Here is a 16,240-nt window from a genome sequence, read left to right as displayed (position 1 = left end):
ATCCCGGGCCACCCTCGCCTGCCGATGGTGCTGCTGACGGGCCTCGGCCTGATATTCACGGCGCAGGCCAGCGCTGCCGATATGCAGGGCATGGACCACGGTATGGATCACTCCGGCCACGCCATGCCCCAAACGCAGCCGGCGCAGTCCGCGCCCGAGCAGAGCCGGACGCCGATTCCGGCCATCACCGATGCAGACCGGGCGGCGGTCTACACCAGCCACGACGGTCATCAGGTGCATGACGACGCCATCAATTCCTACTTTCTGGCCGAGAAGCTGGAATGGCAGAACGCGAACGACGGCAGTGCGCTGGCCTGGGATCTGTCCGGCTGGATTGGTGGCGACATCGACAGACTGGTGCTTCGCTCGGAGGGCGAACGCGTGAACGGCAAGACCGAGGAAGCGGAACTGCAGGCGCTCTGGGGACACGCTTTAACCCCGTCGTGGGACGTGGTTCTGGGTGCCCGTCAGGATTTCAAACCCGGCGCTCCACAAAGCTGGGCGGCGTTTGGCGTGCAAGGTTCGGCAATTTCAGACCTCGACGTTCAGGCCACCGCCTTTCTCGGTGAAGCCGGTCAGACCGCTGCACGGCTTGAGGGCGATTACGACCTGACGCTGACCAATCAACTGATCCTGCAGCCTACCGCCGAAATCAACGCCTACGGTAAGGACGACCCGCAACGCGGTATCGGCGCCGGCCTTTCGAGCACTGAACTCGGGCTCCGGCTGCGCTACGAACTGCGCCCCGAGTTTGCGCCTTACATCGGCGTGACCTGGAATCGTACCTACGGCAAAACGGCCGACTACGCCCGCGAGGAAGGCGAGGACGTCAACGACGCTCGGCTTGTGGTCGGGGTACGCATGTGGTTCTGACGCAGGGCAGTCTTGTATAATCGGCGGTTTTCCCCAGAGCACCCTCCCCGTGGCCAACAAACGTTACGCCTGCATCGGTCTGTACAACCCAAAGTCACCGGAAAACGTCGGCTCCGTGATGCGCGCCGCTGGCTGCTACGGCGTGGCTTCGGTGTTCTATACCGGCAAGCGCTACGAGCGGGCGCGGGACTTCATCACCGACACCAAGAAGATTCATCAGGACATCCCGCTGATCGGCATCGAAGACCTCAAGAGCATTCTGCCGCTGGGCTGCATTCCCGTGGCCGTCGAGCTGGTCGACGGTGCCAGGGCGCTGCCGGAATACACGCACCCGGACCGCGCTCTGTACATTTTCGGCCCCGAGGACGGCTCGCTGGATCAGGATATTCGTGACTGGTGCGAAGACGTGGTCTACATCCCCACCGAGGGCTGCATGAATCTGGCCGCAACGGTCAATGTCGTGCTGTACGACCGCATGGCGAAAGGCATCAATACCCGCTCCGGCCCTCAATTCGGTCGTGAAAAGGCCGATCCGTCCAGCGAAGGTTGAAGTAAAAGCATTGAACCAGTCTCGCTGACGGGCAGTCAGTTTCTCTGAACCGACTTACACCACTCTGGAGAGCCATCATGCGCGACACCCCGATTATCGAGCGTATCGACACACCCGAGCCGTTTCAGCCGCATCCCGATCAGAACGTTCAAGGCTGGGAGCGCATCGGCTCGCTGGCAGGCGGCGTCCTGATGATGGGTAAAGGCGTTCGTCGCGGCGGATTCCTGGGCCTGATTCAACTGGCCATTGGTGGCGCAGTTCTGGCACGTGGCATCACTGGCCACTGCTCGGCCAAGAGCCTGATGGAGAAAGGTCGCAGCGACCTGCAAAGCGCGCGCTCCACCATCGAACGTGCCGGTGCCGAGCTGAGCGAGTTGCAAGCCAATGCCGAGAAAGCCGTGAAAACCGCGACCGTCAACGGCATTGATGCACTCACCGAGCCAAAGCCCGGCGTCTGATCACTCAGCCTGCACGAAAGATCAGGTGATCCTCCCAGTCGTCCTCGGCCACACTCAGCTCACTGAGCATGCGTCCGGACTGGGAGATACGCTCGTGATGCACCGCATCGCGATCGCCACACACCAGGTGATGCCAGAGCGGCAAGTCCTTGCCCTCGCTCACCAACCGATAGCCGCAGGTCGGCGGTAGCCACTTGAACTCATCTGCCTGACCCGGCGTAAGCTGAATACAGTCCGGCACCGAGGCTCTACGGTTTTCATAGTCGGAACACTGACAGGTCTTCAGGTCCAGCAGCTTGCAGGCGATGCGCGTGTAATACACGCTGTTGTCTTCTTCGTCCTCCAGCTTTTGCAGGCAGCACAGTCCGCAGCCGTCGCACAGCGACTCCCACTCGTTGCTGTCGAGCTGATCGAGGGTCTTGCGGATCCAGAAGGGTTCAACTTTGGCGGCCATGGTTCGGACAACAGTATCGGCTGTGGAAAAGGCCGCCAGTCTAGTGGCACATCGAGTGCGGGCCAAGCACTTGCGACTGCCGGTAGCCAGGCTCTTGTCAGCGGGAAAGCAAAACAGTAGCGTTAGAGCGCTTTCAATGCGGCCACGCGATGCAGGCCGTCAATGGCCCATCGAGTCACGCTCCCTTTGCCCTTCTCTCTACAGGACTCTCATGAGCACAAACTCTCGCGTCGCAGAACACGTCATCGACCCGCAATTCACCGAACGCTGGTCGCCACGCGCCTTTACCGGCGAAAGCATTCCCGAGGAAACCCTGCTGAGCTTTTTCGAAGCCGCACGCTGGGCGCCTTCAGCCTACAACTCGCAGCCGTGGCGGTTCCTGTACGCGCGCCGCGACACGCCGAACTGGGAGCGTTTTCTGGGTCTGCTGAACGAGTTCAACCGCGGTTGGGCACAGCATGCCTCGGCACTGGTGATCGTCCTCTCCAAGACCACCTTTACTGCACCCGGCGCGACCGAAGAAGGACCGGCGCTGTGGCACACCTTCGACACTGGCTCGGCGTGGGGCTATCTGGCGCTGCAGGCCAGCCTGAGCGGCTGGCACACCCATGGCATGGCCGGCTTCGACCAGGACCTGACCCGCAAGGAACTGAACATCCCCGAAGGCTACGCCCTGCATGCTGCCGTTGCAGTGGGCAAACTGGGTGACAAGTCGACCCTGCCGGAATACCTGCAAGGCCGCGAAACCCCAAGCCCTCGCTTGCCGGTTGCGCAGTTGGCGGCAGAGGGTAATTTCTCGCTGTGAGGGAATTGGGGGCAGCCTCCCCCGGACGCGGAGGGTCCTGAGAGGCGTTCCCATGCAGCGTGGGAGATGCCTGCAACAGGACTCAGGTATAACGATGAGCGCGGAGAGTGAGGAGCGATCCTTCTCCGCGTCCCTTTGGCACGGACTGAGGGAGAGGGTGAGGCGCTGTCCGGGTGAGGCTGAACCTCATCCCTTCAATACCCGCGTGAAAAATCCACTTCTCCACGCAACGCCGCACCGGCGTTGAAGGCTTTCAGGTTCTCGACAAACAGTTCAGTCATGGCCAGCGGCGAAGTCGGCGCGGAACTGTGTCCGGTCAACAACAGGCCGTAGGCCGTCCAGAACGGATGACGCTGTGGCAACGGCTCCTGACGACAAACGTCGATCACAGCGCCCGCCAGATGCCCTTCCTTCAGGGCTTCGACCAGATCGGCATCGACCACGGCCGCGCCACGTCCGACGTTGAGGAACAGCGCCGTGGGTTTGAAGCTGGCGAACAGCTTGGCGTCATACAGGTCCTGAGTGTCAGGCGTATTCGGCAGCAGGTTGATGACGTAATCCATATCACCGACCAGATTGTCGATATCGGTCAGCGCCGACACCTCGACGAAAGGCGCCTGGGTACGCGCCTCGGAGGCTACGCCGAACACCTGCACCCCGAACGGCACCAGAAACTCGGCCACGCGCTGACCGATATCGCCGGCACCGACAATCAGCGCCTTGCGCCCGGACAGACTCTGACCCGGACGATTGTCCCACTTGCGTTCCACCTGACTCATCAGACGCGCCAGCACTTCGCGTTCGTGACCCAGCATGTACGTCAGCAGAAACTCGGCCATGACCTGCCCGAAGATCCCCACGGCACGGGTCAGACGATAGTCACGGAACAGGCCCGGGATGAGCAGCGGCGTGATGCCCGCCCAGGTGGATTGCAGCCATTGCGGCTTGTGCCCCTGGCGCAACAGATTGGCCATCAGGTCCGGCTGTCCCAGCCAGACCGGACAGTCGCTGGCCATTCGGGACAGCTCCGCCGAATCGCCGCTGCTCAGGACTTCCAGATCAGGCGCAGCCTTGCGCAGCAGCTGGGTGTAAATGGGGTAATCGTGCTCGGCAATCAGGACGCGCATGCTTCAGAAACCTTAAAAACGGGACAGACAGCCCACGCCAGACGCAGGCCGCTTTAAAACGTGAAGACCGGTCACACCGGATCGTTGCGGCGCAGCAGCTCTTCGGGCAGATGTTCGATGTACTCGTCTTCGGCCGGCGGCATCTGCAAGTGATAGCCCTGAGCGTCGAGGTTCTCCAGCACCTTGTGAATGTCCTCCCGCGCCAGTGCCCGCTCGGGGCTGAGCACCAGATCGAACGCGTGGTGCGGGGTGCCAAACGCGGCCAGCAGTTCTGGCGGCACACGTTTGAGCACGTCGCTTTTCAGGACATACAGATACATTTCATTCTTTTTCGGGCTGCGATAAATAGAGCAGATACGCTTCAAGACTGTTCTCCCGGCGTTGCCAGACTGTCGAGCAGTGCCTGGCCCATCAGTTCGCGACGCCAGCCACGCAGCGAATCAGGCAATTGGTAGGGACCATCGGGATAACCGCTCTTGAGCAGCGCTTCGAGGGTCTTCTTGCGCAGCATCAACTCCGGTGCCATATCCAGTTGCTCGGCGTACTGCTGTCCGATAGCGCGCAGACGCTTGAGCGAACCCGAAGCATCGATCGGCAGCGGCTCAGGCAAGGCCGGAGGCCATTCTTCAGGCGGGACACTGGCCGCGGTCTTGATCAACTCAAGCAGGAACTCGCCATCCTGACGCACGGTGCGCGGGTGCATGTCTTCGATGCGGGCCAGAGCGCCGAGGTTGTCCGGCTGGGTCTTGGCCAGCGGCCAGAGCGAGTGTTCACGCACGATGCGGTTGCGTGGCACGTTACGGGCACGGGCCTGCACCTCGCGCCAGGCACACAAGCCGCGCAACACCGCCAGCTGGGCACGGGACAGTTTCCAGGCCAGCTTGGCGTCGCGATACACCTCGTAAGGGTCGATTTCACGACGCAGGTTGGCAACCAGCTCCGCACCGTCCTCGAGCAGCCACGCAAACTTCTCGTCAGAGAGGCGCGGACGCAGGATGGCGAACAGTTCGGCCAGATGCACCGCATCTTCTGCGGCATAGCTGATCTGGGTCTCGGACAACGGACGCTGCAGCCAGTCGGAACGGGTCTCGCCCTTGGGCAGGTCGATGTTGAGAACCTCCTGCACCAGACGCGAGTAGCCCATGGAAAACCCGAGGTTCAGGTAGGCGGCTGCCAGCTGAGTGTCGAACAGTGGAACCGGCAGGCTGCCGGTCAGGCGCAACAGCACTTCAAGGTCTTCGCTGCAGGCGTGCACGACCTTGATGACGTCGGGGTTCTCCAGCAGCGCGGACAGCGGACGCCAGTCGTTGATCAGTAATGGGTCGATCAGCCAGGCACGCGAACCGTCGCCGATCTGCAGCAAGGCAGCGATGGGGTAAAAAGTGTCGACCCGCATGAATTCGGTGTCGAGCGCAACGAACGGCAGGGACTGCCACTGAGCGCAATGCAGGGCGAGGCTGTCGTCGTCGCGAATCCAGTGAATATCGATGGCCACACGGCTCTCCCTTGAACAATGGCGCGCAGTATATATCGCCGCCGGGTGTTATCGCGCATCTGTCGTCCCGGTCTTGCGCATCTTGATGAAAATGATTGCAGAAATGACCGCAAACCCGACGCTACCTGCACAGCGATCAGGCTCATGGCGCACTGGCCGCGGCCTCGCTGCGGCACCCGGCAAACAGGTCCAGTGCGGGGTTGTAGACCTTGGTGTCAACTTTCAACAGACCCAGCATGGAATGAAAGAGATTGTCCTGACTGAGCGGCGTGTTGCGCTCCCTGGCCAGGCATTGTGGCGTGACGGCGTAGGACCGCTGATAGTTTTCCGACAACCAGATAAGCATGGGCACGTGTTTCTGCTGATCCGGCGCCAGCAGATACGGCGTGCCATGCAGAAACAGGTTGTACTCGCCCAGCGATTCGCCGTGGTCGGACAAATAAATCATCGCGGTATCGACGTTGTCCTGATGCGCGCGCAATACACCGATCAGCTTCGACAGCACGTGATCGGTGTACAGCAGCGTGTTGTCGTAGCCATTGACGATACTGTCGCGGCTGCAGTTGTTCAGCGCGTTGCTTTCACACACGGGGGTGAATCTTTCATATTCTTTCGGATAGCGTTTGAAGTATTCCGGCCCGTGACTGCCCATCTGGTGCAGAACCAGTACCGTATCCTTGTCCAGACTGTTGATGAACCCTTCCAGACCCTGCAGCAGAATCTCGTCACGGCATTCGTGGTTGTTGCACAGCTGCGGATCCTTCAGGTTGCTGACGTCCTGAAAGGCGACGCGGTCGCAGGTGCCCTTGCAACCGGCCTGATTGTCGCGCCACACGACCTGAATTCCGGCGCGCTGGAGCACATCCAGCAGACCTTCCTGATTATGGGCCCTGGTGCCGTCGTAATCCTTTCGCCCCAGGTTGGAAAACATGCACGGTACTGACACCGCCGTTTCAGTGCCGCACGAATACACGTCGGTAAACGCCACAAGGTCGCGTTCATTGCTCAGGTTTGGCGTGGTATTACGTCCGTAGCCCAGTATGCCGAAGTTTTCGGCCCTCGCACTTTCACCCACAACCAGTACAGTCAGTGACTTGCGGGTATGCGCCGCCATATCCGCAGAGCGTTTCGCGTCCTCGCCGAGTTTCACGAAAGGGCGTCGGGCAGACATGACCTGCTCATTCAGATACCCCACCGACGCGCCAATATAGTTACTGGGCACCACCATCAGGCGCAATTCGTGATGATTGCGAAACAGCGAAGAAAGCCCTTGGTAGTTGGCCAATGCAGCGCCACCAACTGCAAGACTGCAGACAACGCCCACGACCAGTTTACTGAACAGGTCGCGGTGCCAGCGGCGGTAATTGATCGGGGTTTTCCACAACAGCAGCGACGGCAGGATGCCCAGTAAAAGGAGGTAGGCAATCAGTTTCAGCGACAGCAGCCCCTGCACTTCAGTAGCGTTGGTTTCCGCAAAGTTGCGAAACATGCCCGCGTCGATCATTACGCCGTATTCGCCCATGAAGTAGGCGACTCCCGCACTGATCATGAACATCAGCATCAACACAGGCTTGAAAACGCGCCTGAACGCCACGAGCGTCAGGCATAGATTGAATACACAGAAGAGCATGACGCCGAACGCCACGCGCATGGCGATGCCTTTGGTGTCGGAACTGGTAATTGCAAACAGATGCTGCCAGAGATTGAAATTAAAAAACGACAGTAAAAAAAAGCTGGCCAGTAACGTGACGGCCTCTGGTCTGACACTTCTGATTTTCGGCATCGCACTCTGCTTATCTGATTGATATGTACCGGGTGAAGCATCAACGAGGCAACGTCCCCAATCGGGCGGACTGTAAGCAGCGCCCTATCAATTTTATGTGAAAAGTGTGCGAACACTGGGTTGGATTAATATTATTTCACGGCGAGACAGGCAGGATTCAGGCAAACCGCTGATTCCCCTCATAAAACGCCCCCGCAAGCAGGCTTGCGGGGGCGTGTTTGGTCTTCTTCAGCCAATCAGACTGAACGACGACGGTAGGCACGGTAATCGGGCAGCCAGAAGTTGCGCTCGATGGCGGCCAGCAACACTTCTTCGGTGGTTTCCAGCGCCAGACCTTCGGCCTGGGCCTCTTTGGCGACTGCCAGCGCGATCTTGCGGCTGACCTGCTGGATTTCCTTGAGCGGCGGCAGCACCGCGTCACCCTGCCCTGTCACCATCGGTGAGCATTCGGCCAATGCGTTGGAGGCGGCCATCAACATACGGTCAGTGATGCGGGTGGCCTTGCAGGCTACTACGCCCAGACCGATGCCAGGAAAGATGTAGGAGTTGTTGCACTGAGCGATATGCACGGTGCGGCCATTGATTTCAACCGGAGCAAATGGACTGCCCGTAGCGACCAATGCGTTGCCGTCGGTCCAGCGCAGAATTTCTTCCGGCGTGGCTTCGACCTTGGAGGTCGGGTTCGACAATGGCATCACCAGCGGCTTGGCGCAGTGCTTGTGAACTTCACGGATGACCTGCTCGGTGAACAGCCCACGCTGGCCCGATACACCGATCAATACCGTGGCGCCAGCGTGGGTGACCACGTCGAGCAGCGTCGGGAACGTCTCGGAGCCGGCAATCCAGCCAGACACGTCGGCAGTCTTCTGCGCCAGACGCTTCTGGAAATCGAGCAGGTTGTCCATGCCATCGGTCAACAGGCCGAAGCGATCCACCATAAAGATGCGCTGACGGGCTTCGCTTTCGCTCAGGCCTTCGATCTGCATCGCCGCGATGATGTGTTCGGCGATCCCGCAACCGGCGGAACCTGCGCCAACGAACACGACTTTCTGCTGCCCGAGGCTTTCACCCTTGGCCTTGCAGGCCGCCAGCAAGGTGCCCACGGCAACCGATGCGGTGCCCTGGATGTCGTCGTTGAAGCAGCAGAGTTCGTCGCGGTATTTCTCCAGCAACGGCATGGCGTTGGACTGGGCGAAGTCTTCGAACTGCAACAGCACGTCCGGCCAGCGGCGCTGAACGGCATCGATGAACAGGGCGATGAAGTCTTCGTATTCCTTGCCCGACACACGCTCGTGACGCCAGCCCATGTACATCGGGTCGTCGAGCAGTTCACGGTTGTTGGTGCCCACGTCGAGGACGATCGGCAACGTGTAGGCCGGGCTGATGCCACCGCAGGCGGTATAAAGCGACAGCTTGCCGATCGGGATGCCCATGCCGCCAATGCCCTGGTCGCCCAGGCCGAGAATGCGCTCGCTGTCGGTGACCACGATGATCTTGATGCGGTCCTTGGTGGCGCTGCGCAGGATATCGTCGATGCGGTCGCGTTCAGGGTAGGAGATGAACAGACCACGGTGCGTGCGGTAGATCTTGGAGAATTCCTGGCACGCTTGGCCAACCGTCGGCGTATAAATGATCGGCAGCATCTCGTCCAGATGCGAGTCCAGCAGCCGGAAAAACAACGTTTCGTTGTTGTCCTGAATCGAACGCAGGTAGATATGTTTGTCCAGATCGGTCGCGCACTGCTTGTACTGACTGTAGACCCGCGTGACTTGCTCTTCGATCGTCTCTACGTTCTGCGGCAGCAGCCCGATCAAATTGAATTCGACCCGCTCTTGCGGGGTAAAGGCACTGCCCTTGTTCAGCAGGGGCATTTCCAGCAGTGAAGGTCCTGCATAGGAAATATACAAAGGTCGCGAAGTGTTGGTCATTTTTTCTGATCGCCTTTTTCGTCTACTCGTTGATTCTGTGCGTCGACCGGGGCGGGCAGCCTGGCGTTTTCTTCTTTTTCTTTATGTGCCAGTTCTTTCAGGCCATACCGGACAGGATTCGGTGTTTCAAGTCAGGGCCACATCTTACCCGCCTGAAGGCCGATTGCGGCATTTTGTCGCGCAGAGAATGGCAAGATGATGCTACCGATTCAACAAACAGACATGCTTTAACGCCTTGCACGAAGAGGGCGCGGACGGGCATCTTTACCGCTCATTCGTTGATTGCGAGACCAGCATGCCTGACCATAAGCCCTTCGCCGCCTTTCTGTTCGACATGGATGGCACTCTGCTCAACTCCGTGATTGCCGCCGAACGGGTGTGGGCGAAATGGGCACAGAAACACGGGCTGGATGTGGACAGCTTCCTGCCGACCATTCATGGCGTAAGAAGCATCGATACGGTCCGTAAGCAGAATATTGAAGGGATCGACGTGCAGCAGGAAGCGGAAGCCATTTCCCAGGCCGAGATCGAAGATGTGGACGGCGTGGCCGCAATTGAAGGCGTGGCTGAGTTCCTGGCCTCGTTGCCCGCCAATCGCTGGGCAGTGGTCACCTCCGCCCCACTCGCCCTGGCGAAGGCACGCATGAAAGCTGCAGGCCTGGCCCTGCCTGATGTCGTCATCACCGCCGAGGATGTGACGAAGGGCAAGCCTGCGCCGGATGGCTTTCTACTCGCGGCACAGCGGCTGGGTGTCGAGCCCGGGCAATGCCTGGTGTTCGAAGACGCGCCGGCCGGCATTGCGGCAGGCAAGGCTGCGGGAGCCAGCGTGGTAGTGATCACGGCGGCCCATCTGCATCCCTACCAAACACAGGATTGGACCCTGCCCAATTATCTGGGGTTGAAGGTCAGGGTCGAGAACGGACAACTCACTCTGGCTTCCTGAAATGTGCAGCGGGTCGGATCACTGAACGAAAACACTGAACCATCGTTTTCATTAGCTGTTCAGAAATATCGAATATGAGAGTATTTGATTATTGGAGACATACATGTCCCCCCCGAAAAATCACACATTCATGAGCAATCTTGCGTTCTTCGACCTTCTGCTTGAGCAATTCAGAGGCACCGAAGGCGAACTCCCCATGGCAACGGAGTACCTGAGTCAGGCGATCACTGAAGACAACCCTGCCCACAAAGCCGCGCTCATCCGGATTGCCAAGGAAAAAATCAAGAATGCACGGGTTCTTGCCTCGATTCTGCTGGAACTGGCCAAAGGTCAAACGTCGAACCTTTCCGGCGTACCTGAAAATGCAGATTTCGGTGCCTTGCTAACGGCAAAGGGTATTGCCAGCAACACACTGGAAACGACCGAGGCTTCGGCAAAGCAGATGGATGACGACACTCGGAAGCCTTCCAGGACGGTGCGCGATGCGAAAGAGCTCGATCATTATCTGCGCTCGAACATTGCCACAGAAGAAAGGCAGATAGCCGTGTACGAGCAACTTACGTCACTCACTTCAGACAGTCACTTCATCAGAGTCTTGAGTCAAGCCAAACGACGTCAGATGAAGCATCTGAATGAATTCGAAGCGATGCTGAAGAGCATCAAACGCTGAGCGATCCATCACCAGAGGCCCCGAGGTTGCCGGGGCGGAGTGCACTCTGTATGAGAACGCTGAAAAGCACTATTTCTTCGCAATCAAGCCGATGGTAAATCCATCTACCGCTGCGATCCTGCCTCGCCACAACACCCCGGATTCACAAATCGGATTGCCGTCGCTTGAGTAGGTCTGACAGTCCTTCAGGTGGATGAAATGAAATGCGGGTGTGTCTTCAGACGAGTCGCCCGGCTTGAATGACAGGATCATCTCCTTCATGGACGCGTCGGCACCGTTCGAGAACTGGGTGAACGGGGCGGAAATATCCTCGGCCAATTGCTCGAAATACGCATCATGGGAAATGAGATTACCTGACACAAGATTGCCACCGACCGTCAGAGTGACGCCCATTTCGACTTTGGTATTGGCGACAAACTTGACCAGCCACTGCAGCAGCCAATCAATCTGCTTGCCCTGCCACTTGATCTGGGCAATGACATCATCGTGATTCTGGTTGGGAGAAGGTTGCGCTTGTTCGATTTGATCGACGTCCGACATCTGAAAGCTCCTGGCTTCACATAACGTGAACCCAAGGTATAGATCACATCGGCTGAAAGCGAAACCCGTTCAACGCGTAATTCCTCTTTGCATCGCCACACATCACGTGTTGCTTGAATTGGCGAGACGAAAAATCACATCGGGACAGTTTCGAGACTCATTTTTCCTGCAGGTGCACAACCGGGACTTCAGCCAAAACCTGTGAAAATTAACTGCGACGCAATGTCGCATTCAGGTATCGTTTGGTAAATTGCAACAAATTGTATCAGTGCCTGCCAGGGAGGCCTTGGCCAGAATCCGAATAGAACCGATTGATAAAGGGGGTCCGTGTTGGATCTGTCGTCCGCTGCCTGGGTGTTTCACGATACCCGTCTTATTGTCTGCTGCCTGATTGCAATCGCCACGATCATCGTGCTGATCAGCGCTACCAAACTTCCGCCTTTTCTGTCGATACTGGTCGGTACGTTCATCGCCGGAATAGGCGCCGGGCTGCCCGCCGAAGCCGTTGCCAAAGCGTTCAGCAAGGGCGCGGGTGGTATTTTGGGCGAGGCTGGCATCATCATCGCGCTGGGCGCCATGCTCGGTGCGCTGATGGCCGAATCCGGTGCTGCGGACCGCATCGCATCTACCCTGCTGGGGCTGGGCAAGGGCAAGACATTGCCGTGGGTCATGGCGCTGGTAGCGATGGTCATCGGTCTGCCGTTGTTCTTCGAAGTCGGCCTGGTGATGATGGTGCCGATCATCTTCGTCATGGCGCGCCAGTCGGGTCAGCCACTGCTGAAAATCGCCATCCCGGCGCTGGCCGGCATGACGACACTGCATGCGCTGATGCCGCCCCATCCCGGTCCCTTGATCGCAGTCAGTGCCTTGCACGCCGATCTGGGGCTGACCATGCTGCTGGGGCTGTGCGTTGCAATCCCCGCGGTCATTCTTGCAGGGCCTCTTTACGGAAACTGGCTGTCAAAGCGCATGCACATCGAAGAGCCTGCCGATCTGGGCAAGCTGTTCAGCGCCAGGCCTGACGTCAGCCGCCAGCCTGGCTTTGGCATGTCGCTGCTGATCATTCTGCTGCCGGTGATTCTGATGCTTGGCAGCACGCTTGCCAAAGTGGCAATGGAGCCTGAAAGCAACGTTGCGCTGACCTTGAAGTTTCTCGGCGAACCACTCGTTGCACTGAGCATCGCGGTGCTGGCGGCAACCGTGTGCCTGGGCTGGGCCAATGGTCTTTCCCGCGAACATGTCGGCGGCACATTGCGTAAAAGCCTGGCGCCGATTGCCGTGTTGCTGCTGACCATCGGTGCCGGTGGTGGCCTCAAACAAACGTTGCTGGATGCCGGGGTCAGCCAGACCATCAGCAAGGTGGCCGAAGGTGCACACATGCCATATCTGTTGCTGGCCTGGCTGATTGCCGTCGCGCTTCGTCAGGCCACTGGTTCCGCCACGGTGGCGACCACTACGACAGCAGGTATCCTGGCCCCAATGATGGCCGGGCTCGCCCCTGTCGAAGCCTCGCTGGTAGCGCTGGTGATTGGCGCAGGCTCGGTGTTCTTCTGCCACGTCAACGATGCAGGCTTCTGGATGGTCCGCGAATACTTTGGCCTGCAACTGAAGCAGACACTGTGGGTCTGGTCGGTACTGCAGACCATCGTGTCAGTGGTCGGGCTGGTGGGCACGTCGCTGCTGTGGCATTGGTTGACGTGAAACGTAACGGTATGCGGCCTCGATGACGGGAATTTCCTGACATATGACATACCGTGTCGACTGTGTCCGCTGCGCGCTTGCGCTGTGTCAGACGGACAGAAGCCTGTCATGCCCACCCTGTTGATACTCCCTGGGCGTGCAGCCGAACTCGCGGCGGAACACGGTGTGCAGGTATTGCGCCGAGGTGAAGCCGCAGTCGCGGGCAATGTCGGCAATGGCTGAATCGGTGTTCTCCAGCCCGCTGGCCGCTGCGGCAAGTTTGAAGCGCAGGATCTCGTCGTGAACGCTGCAGCCCCGAACCTTGCGAAAGTGTGATTCCAGCGAAGAGCGCGAGATTCCAACATAGGCTGCCACTTGCGCAGTCTTGATGCCCTGACACGCGTATTGGCGGATGAACAGCAGCGCCTGCATCACATAGGGGTCGCCCAGCGGTTGGTGCAGACTTGAAGCCTGCACGTTGATCGCATCGGGCGGTATCAGAATCTGCGTCCCGGCGGACGGCATGCCGTGCAGCATCTGATGCAGCAGGTGCGCGGCGGTCCGCCCCATGGTTTCGGTGCCCTGAATCACCGAACTCAGCGGAACTCGGGTCAGCGTGCGGGTCAGGGGGTCATTGTCGATACCGATCAACGCCACCTGCTCCGGCACGGCAATGCCGGCCGTCAGACAGGCTTGCAGCAACTGCCGGGCCCGGGCGTCACTGACGGCGATGATGCCGATAGGCTTGGGCAGGCTTTGCAGCCAAGCGATCTGCTGCTCGACGGCGCTGTCCCAGAGCGGTGCGCTGGTGCCCATGCCGCGATAGATATCGACGTTTAAACCATCACGCTGCAGCAACCTGCGAAAGGCCTTCTCCCGCTCCTGCGCCCAGCGATTGGCCTGCGATTCGGGCAGGCTGAAACAGGCAAAACGGGTCAGTCCGGCTTCTATCAAATGCTCATAGGCCAGCTTCATCAGGGCGTCGTTATCGGTGGCGACGTAGGGAATGCCCTTCGGATATGCCCGGTCGTCCTGATAACTGCCGCCCACCGCGACCACCGGTAACCTGATGCCAGCCAGCGCCTCGCCGATCAAGGGATCGTCGAAATCGGCAATGATCCCGTCACCCTGCCAGCGCTCGATCCCGCGCAGACGACATAGGAAGTCCTCCTCAAGGAACAGGTCCCAGGACGCACGGGTGCTGCTCAGGTAATTGCCGATGCCGCTGATGATGCCGCGGTCGTAGATCTTGCTGCCATTGAACAGCAGCGCGATGCGGTGAACGGGAGGGACAGTTTTCATTGTTTTTACACTGCGTTATTAAACAGCGCGTTTAACGACAGCCTAGGCGTGCAGGACGCGAATCTCAACTCAAAATCGCACTGCCGGTTGGTGACTTTCATAATCAACGGCGACAGGGCCGTTGCTAGTATCGGGGAACCGCCAAGAACAATAAGGAACACGCCCATGTCGTATTTCCCCACTGTCGACAGGATCGTCTACGAAGGTCCTGCCAGCGATTCGCCGTTTGCCTTCCACCACTACGACGCCGACAAGCTGATCCTCGGCAAGCCCATGCGCGAGCACCTGCGCATGGCGGTCTGCTACTGGCACACCTTCGTCTGGCCAGGCTCCGACGTGTTTGGTGCCGGCACCTTCAAGCGCCCCTGGCAGCAGGCCGCAGGTCCAATGGAGCAAGCCATCGGCAAGGCTGAAGCGGCCTTCGAGTTCTTTTCCAAACTGGGCATCGACTACTACTGCTTCCACGACACCGACGTGGCGCCGGAAGGCCACTCGCTGAAGGAATACCGTAACAACTTCGCACAGATGATCGATCACCTGGAGCGCCACCAGGAAGAAACCGGCATCAAACTGCTGTGGGGCACGGCCAATTGCTTCAGTAATCCACGCTTTGCCGCCGGTGCCGCCAGCAACCCCGACCCTGAAGTATTCGCCTTCGCCGCAGCTCAAGTGTTCAGCGCCATGAACGCCACCCAGCGCCTGAAAGGCTCCAACTACGTGCTGTGGGGTGGCCGCGAGGGCTACGAAACCCTGCTCAACACGGACCTGAAACAGGAACGCGAACAACTGGGCCGTTTCATGCGCATGGTGGTCGAGCACAAGCACAAGATCGGTTTCAAAGGCGATCTGCTGATCGAACCCAAGCCGCAGGAGCCGACCAAACACCAGTACGATTACGACAGCGCCACGGTGTTTGGCTTTCTGCAGCAGTTCGGTCTGGAGAACGAGATCAAGGTCAACATCGAAGCCAACCATGCGACCCTCGCCGGGCACAGCTTCCATCATGAAATTGCCACAGCGGTCTCGCTCGGGATTTTCGGCAGCATCGACGCCAACCGCGGCGATCCGCAGAACGGCTGGGACACGGATCAGTTTCCCAACAGTGTCGAAGAAATGACCCTGGCCACGTACGAGATTCTGAAAGCTGGTGGCTTCAAGAATGGCGGCTTCAACTTCGACTCCAAGGTTCGTCGCCAGAGCCTGGATGAAGTGGATCTGTTCCATGGCCATATCGCGGCCATGGATGTCCTTGCCCTTTCGCTGGAACGTGCAGCCGCGATGGTACAGAACGACCAGCTTCAGAAATTCAAGGATCAGCGTTACGCAGGCTGGCAGCAGCCGTTGGGCAAAGCCGTGCTGGCGGGCGAGTTCAGCCTTGAGTCGCTGGCCCGGAAAGCTTTCGCCGACGAACTGAATCCTCAGGCGGTCAGCGGTCGACAGGAGATGCTGGAAAACGTGGTCAACCGGTTCATCTACCGCTGACCAAAGGCCGCAAGCGCCAGACCTTGGAGAGTCGGCAGGCCGGGCGAAGCGGTTACATTCCCGCGACAATTCTCTGCTCGCAGGGCCACGCGACTCTCTACAGTTCTACCGGCAATTCGTTAAACGTCAGGCAGTGTCTTCAAACAACAA

General features: G+C 59.1%; 16 protein-coding genes. 8 read left to right on the top strand and 8 right to left on the bottom strand.

Going from position 1 to position 16,240, the window contains the following annotated elements; translation table 11 throughout:
* The first annotated feature begins 24 nt into the window (after positions 1 to 24).
* The 3 genes from JTJ32_RS01725 to JTJ32_RS01715 all read left to right on the top strand — a co-directional run bounded on the left by JTJ32_RS01725 (position 25) and on the right by JTJ32_RS01715 (position 1,881).
* A complete protein-coding gene (locus tag JTJ32_RS01725) occupies positions 25 to 873 on the top strand; it encodes a copper resistance protein B (protein WP_408004568.1) in 849 nt (282 codons plus the stop codon).
* A 49-nt stretch (positions 874 to 922) separates the two neighbouring features.
* Positions 923 to 1,423, top strand: a complete 501-nt coding sequence (locus JTJ32_RS01720; protein WP_184319083.1) for an RNA methyltransferase — start codon at positions 923 to 925, stop codon at positions 1,421 to 1,423.
* Between the two features lie 77 nt (positions 1,424 to 1,500).
* Positions 1,501 to 1,881: a YgaP family membrane protein gene (locus JTJ32_RS01715; protein WP_184319080.1), complete on the top strand. Its 381-nt coding sequence runs from the start codon at positions 1,501 to 1,503 to the stop codon at positions 1,879 to 1,881.
* A gap of 4 nt (positions 1,882 to 1,885) precedes the next feature.
* On the opposite strand, the gene JTJ32_RS01710 is transcribed toward JTJ32_RS01715, so the two are convergent.
* Positions 1,886 to 2,335, bottom strand: a complete 450-nt coding sequence (locus tag JTJ32_RS01710; protein WP_210040527.1) for a YcgN family cysteine cluster protein — start codon at positions 2,333 to 2,335, stop codon at positions 1,886 to 1,888.
* A 211-nt stretch (positions 2,336 to 2,546) separates the two neighbouring features.
* Between JTJ32_RS01710 and JTJ32_RS01705 the strand changes: the two genes are divergently transcribed.
* A complete protein-coding gene (locus JTJ32_RS01705; protein WP_210040525.1) occupies positions 2,547 to 3,140 on the top strand; it encodes a nitroreductase family protein in 594 nt (197 codons plus the stop codon).
* A 194-nt stretch (positions 3,141 to 3,334) separates the two neighbouring features.
* Here the strand turns inward: JTJ32_RS01705 and JTJ32_RS01700 are convergent, their stop codons facing one another.
* The 5 genes from JTJ32_RS01700 to JTJ32_RS01680 all read right to left on the bottom strand — a co-directional run bounded on the left by JTJ32_RS01700 (position 3,335) and on the right by JTJ32_RS01680 (position 9,473).
* Positions 3,335 to 4,267 (bottom strand): D-2-hydroxyacid dehydrogenase, encoded by a 933-nt coding sequence (locus JTJ32_RS01700; protein WP_184319069.1) that lies wholly within the window; start codon positions 4,265 to 4,267, stop codon positions 3,335 to 3,337.
* 71 nt (positions 4,268 to 4,338) lie between these two features.
* Positions 4,339 to 4,632, bottom strand: a complete 294-nt coding sequence (locus tag JTJ32_RS01695) for a YcgL domain-containing protein (RefSeq protein ID WP_083185748.1) — start codon at positions 4,630 to 4,632, stop codon at positions 4,339 to 4,341.
* Entirely contained in the window at positions 4,629 to 5,762 is a 1,134-nt protein-coding gene (gene rnd, locus JTJ32_RS01690) for a ribonuclease D (protein ID WP_210040523.1), read from the bottom strand. The genes JTJ32_RS01695 and rnd overlap by 4 nt, the downstream gene beginning before the upstream one ends.
* Positions 5,763 to 5,904: 142 nt before the next feature.
* Positions 5,905 to 7,545, bottom strand: coding sequence for a phosphoethanolamine transferase (locus JTJ32_RS01685; protein ID WP_210040521.1), 1,641 nt, complete (start codon positions 7,543 to 7,545; stop codon positions 5,905 to 5,907).
* Positions 7,546 to 7,781: 236 nt separating this feature from the next.
* Positions 7,782 to 9,473 (bottom strand): NAD-dependent malic enzyme, encoded by a 1,692-nt coding sequence (locus tag JTJ32_RS01680; protein WP_099229841.1) that lies wholly within the window; start codon positions 9,471 to 9,473, stop codon positions 7,782 to 7,784.
* Positions 9,474 to 9,768: 295 nt separating this feature from the next.
* Here JTJ32_RS01680 and JTJ32_RS01675 point away from each other — a divergent pair, with 295 nt between their 5' ends.
* Positions 9,769 to 10,416: an HAD-IA family hydrolase gene (locus JTJ32_RS01675; RefSeq protein WP_210040519.1), complete on the top strand. Its 648-nt coding sequence runs from the start codon at positions 9,769 to 9,771 to the stop codon at positions 10,414 to 10,416.
* 103 nt (positions 10,417 to 10,519) lie between these two features.
* Positions 10,520 to 11,086 (top strand): manganese catalase family protein, encoded by a 567-nt coding sequence (locus JTJ32_RS01670; protein WP_210040517.1) that lies wholly within the window; start codon positions 10,520 to 10,522, stop codon positions 11,084 to 11,086.
* A 69-nt stretch (positions 11,087 to 11,155) separates the two neighbouring features.
* Here the strand turns inward: JTJ32_RS01670 and gvpU are convergent, their stop codons facing one another.
* Positions 11,156 to 11,626: a gas vesicle accessory protein GvpU gene (gene gvpU / locus JTJ32_RS01665; protein WP_099229835.1), complete on the bottom strand. Its 471-nt coding sequence runs from the start codon at positions 11,624 to 11,626 to the stop codon at positions 11,156 to 11,158.
* A gap of 330 nt (positions 11,627 to 11,956) precedes the next feature.
* Between gvpU and JTJ32_RS01660 the strand changes: the two genes are divergently transcribed.
* Positions 11,957 to 13,327 carry a GntT/GntP/DsdX family permease gene (locus tag JTJ32_RS01660; RefSeq protein WP_184319058.1) on the top strand — a complete coding sequence of 457 codons (1,371 nt, stop codon included), beginning with the start codon at positions 11,957 to 11,959 and terminating at the stop codon, positions 13,325 to 13,327.
* Between the two features lie 87 nt (positions 13,328 to 13,414).
* Here the strand turns inward: JTJ32_RS01660 and JTJ32_RS01655 are convergent, their stop codons facing one another.
* Positions 13,415 to 14,608, bottom strand: coding sequence for a XylR family transcriptional regulator (locus JTJ32_RS01655; RefSeq protein WP_210040515.1), 1,194 nt, complete (start codon positions 14,606 to 14,608; stop codon positions 13,415 to 13,417).
* A gap of 165 nt (positions 14,609 to 14,773) precedes the next feature.
* Here JTJ32_RS01655 and xylA point away from each other — a divergent pair, with 165 nt between their 5' ends.
* Positions 14,774 to 16,090, top strand: coding sequence for a xylose isomerase (xylA, locus tag JTJ32_RS01650; protein WP_210040513.1), 1,317 nt, complete (start codon positions 14,774 to 14,776; stop codon positions 16,088 to 16,090).
* Positions 16,091 to 16,240 lie beyond the last annotated feature (150 nt).

The sequence above is a fragment of the Pseudomonas alliivorans genome (genome assembly GCF_017826695.1).
GTDB lineage: Bacteria > Pseudomonadota > Gammaproteobacteria > Pseudomonadales > Pseudomonadaceae > Aquipseudomonas > Aquipseudomonas alliivorans.
This window is presented reverse-complemented; position numbering and strand designations above follow the sequence as displayed.

Bases quoted from the DNA above. Each gene is read 5' to 3' on its own strand.
- JTJ32_RS01725 (WP_408004568.1), top strand. From the start codon at position 25: ATGGTGCTGCTGACGGGCCTCGGCCTGATATTCACGGCGCAGGCCAGC.
- JTJ32_RS01715 (WP_184319080.1), top strand. From the start codon at position 1,501: ATGCGCGACACCCCGATTATCGAGCGTATCGACACACCCGAGCCGTTT.
- JTJ32_RS01710 (WP_210040527.1), bottom strand. From the start codon at position 2,335: ATGGCCGCCAAAGTTGAACCCTTCTGGATCCGCAAGACCCTCGATCAG.
- JTJ32_RS01705 (WP_210040525.1), top strand. From the start codon at position 2,547: ATGAGCACAAACTCTCGCGTCGCAGAACACGTCATCGACCCGCAATTC.
- JTJ32_RS01700 (WP_184319069.1), bottom strand. From the start codon at position 4,267: ATGCGCGTCCTGATTGCCGAGCACGATTACCCCATTTACACCCAGCTG.
- JTJ32_RS01685 (WP_210040521.1), bottom strand. From the start codon at position 7,545: ATGCCGAAAATCAGAAGTGTCAGACCAGAGGCCGTCACGTTACTGGCC.
- JTJ32_RS01680 (WP_099229841.1), bottom strand. From the start codon at position 9,473: ATGACCAACACTTCGCGACCTTTGTATATTTCCTATGCAGGACCTTCA.
- JTJ32_RS01675 (WP_210040519.1), top strand. From the start codon at position 9,769: ATGCCTGACCATAAGCCCTTCGCCGCCTTTCTGTTCGACATGGATGGC.
- JTJ32_RS01670 (WP_210040517.1), top strand. From the start codon at position 10,520: ATGTCCCCCCCGAAAAATCACACATTCATGAGCAATCTTGCGTTCTTC.
- gvpU (WP_099229835.1), bottom strand. From the start codon at position 11,626: ATGTCGGACGTCGATCAAATCGAACAAGCGCAACCTTCTCCCAACCAG.
- JTJ32_RS01655 (WP_210040515.1), bottom strand. From the start codon at position 14,608: ATGAAAACTGTCCCTCCCGTTCACCGCATCGCGCTGCTGTTCAATGGC.
- xylA (WP_210040513.1), top strand. From the start codon at position 14,774: ATGTCGTATTTCCCCACTGTCGACAGGATCGTCTACGAAGGTCCTGCC.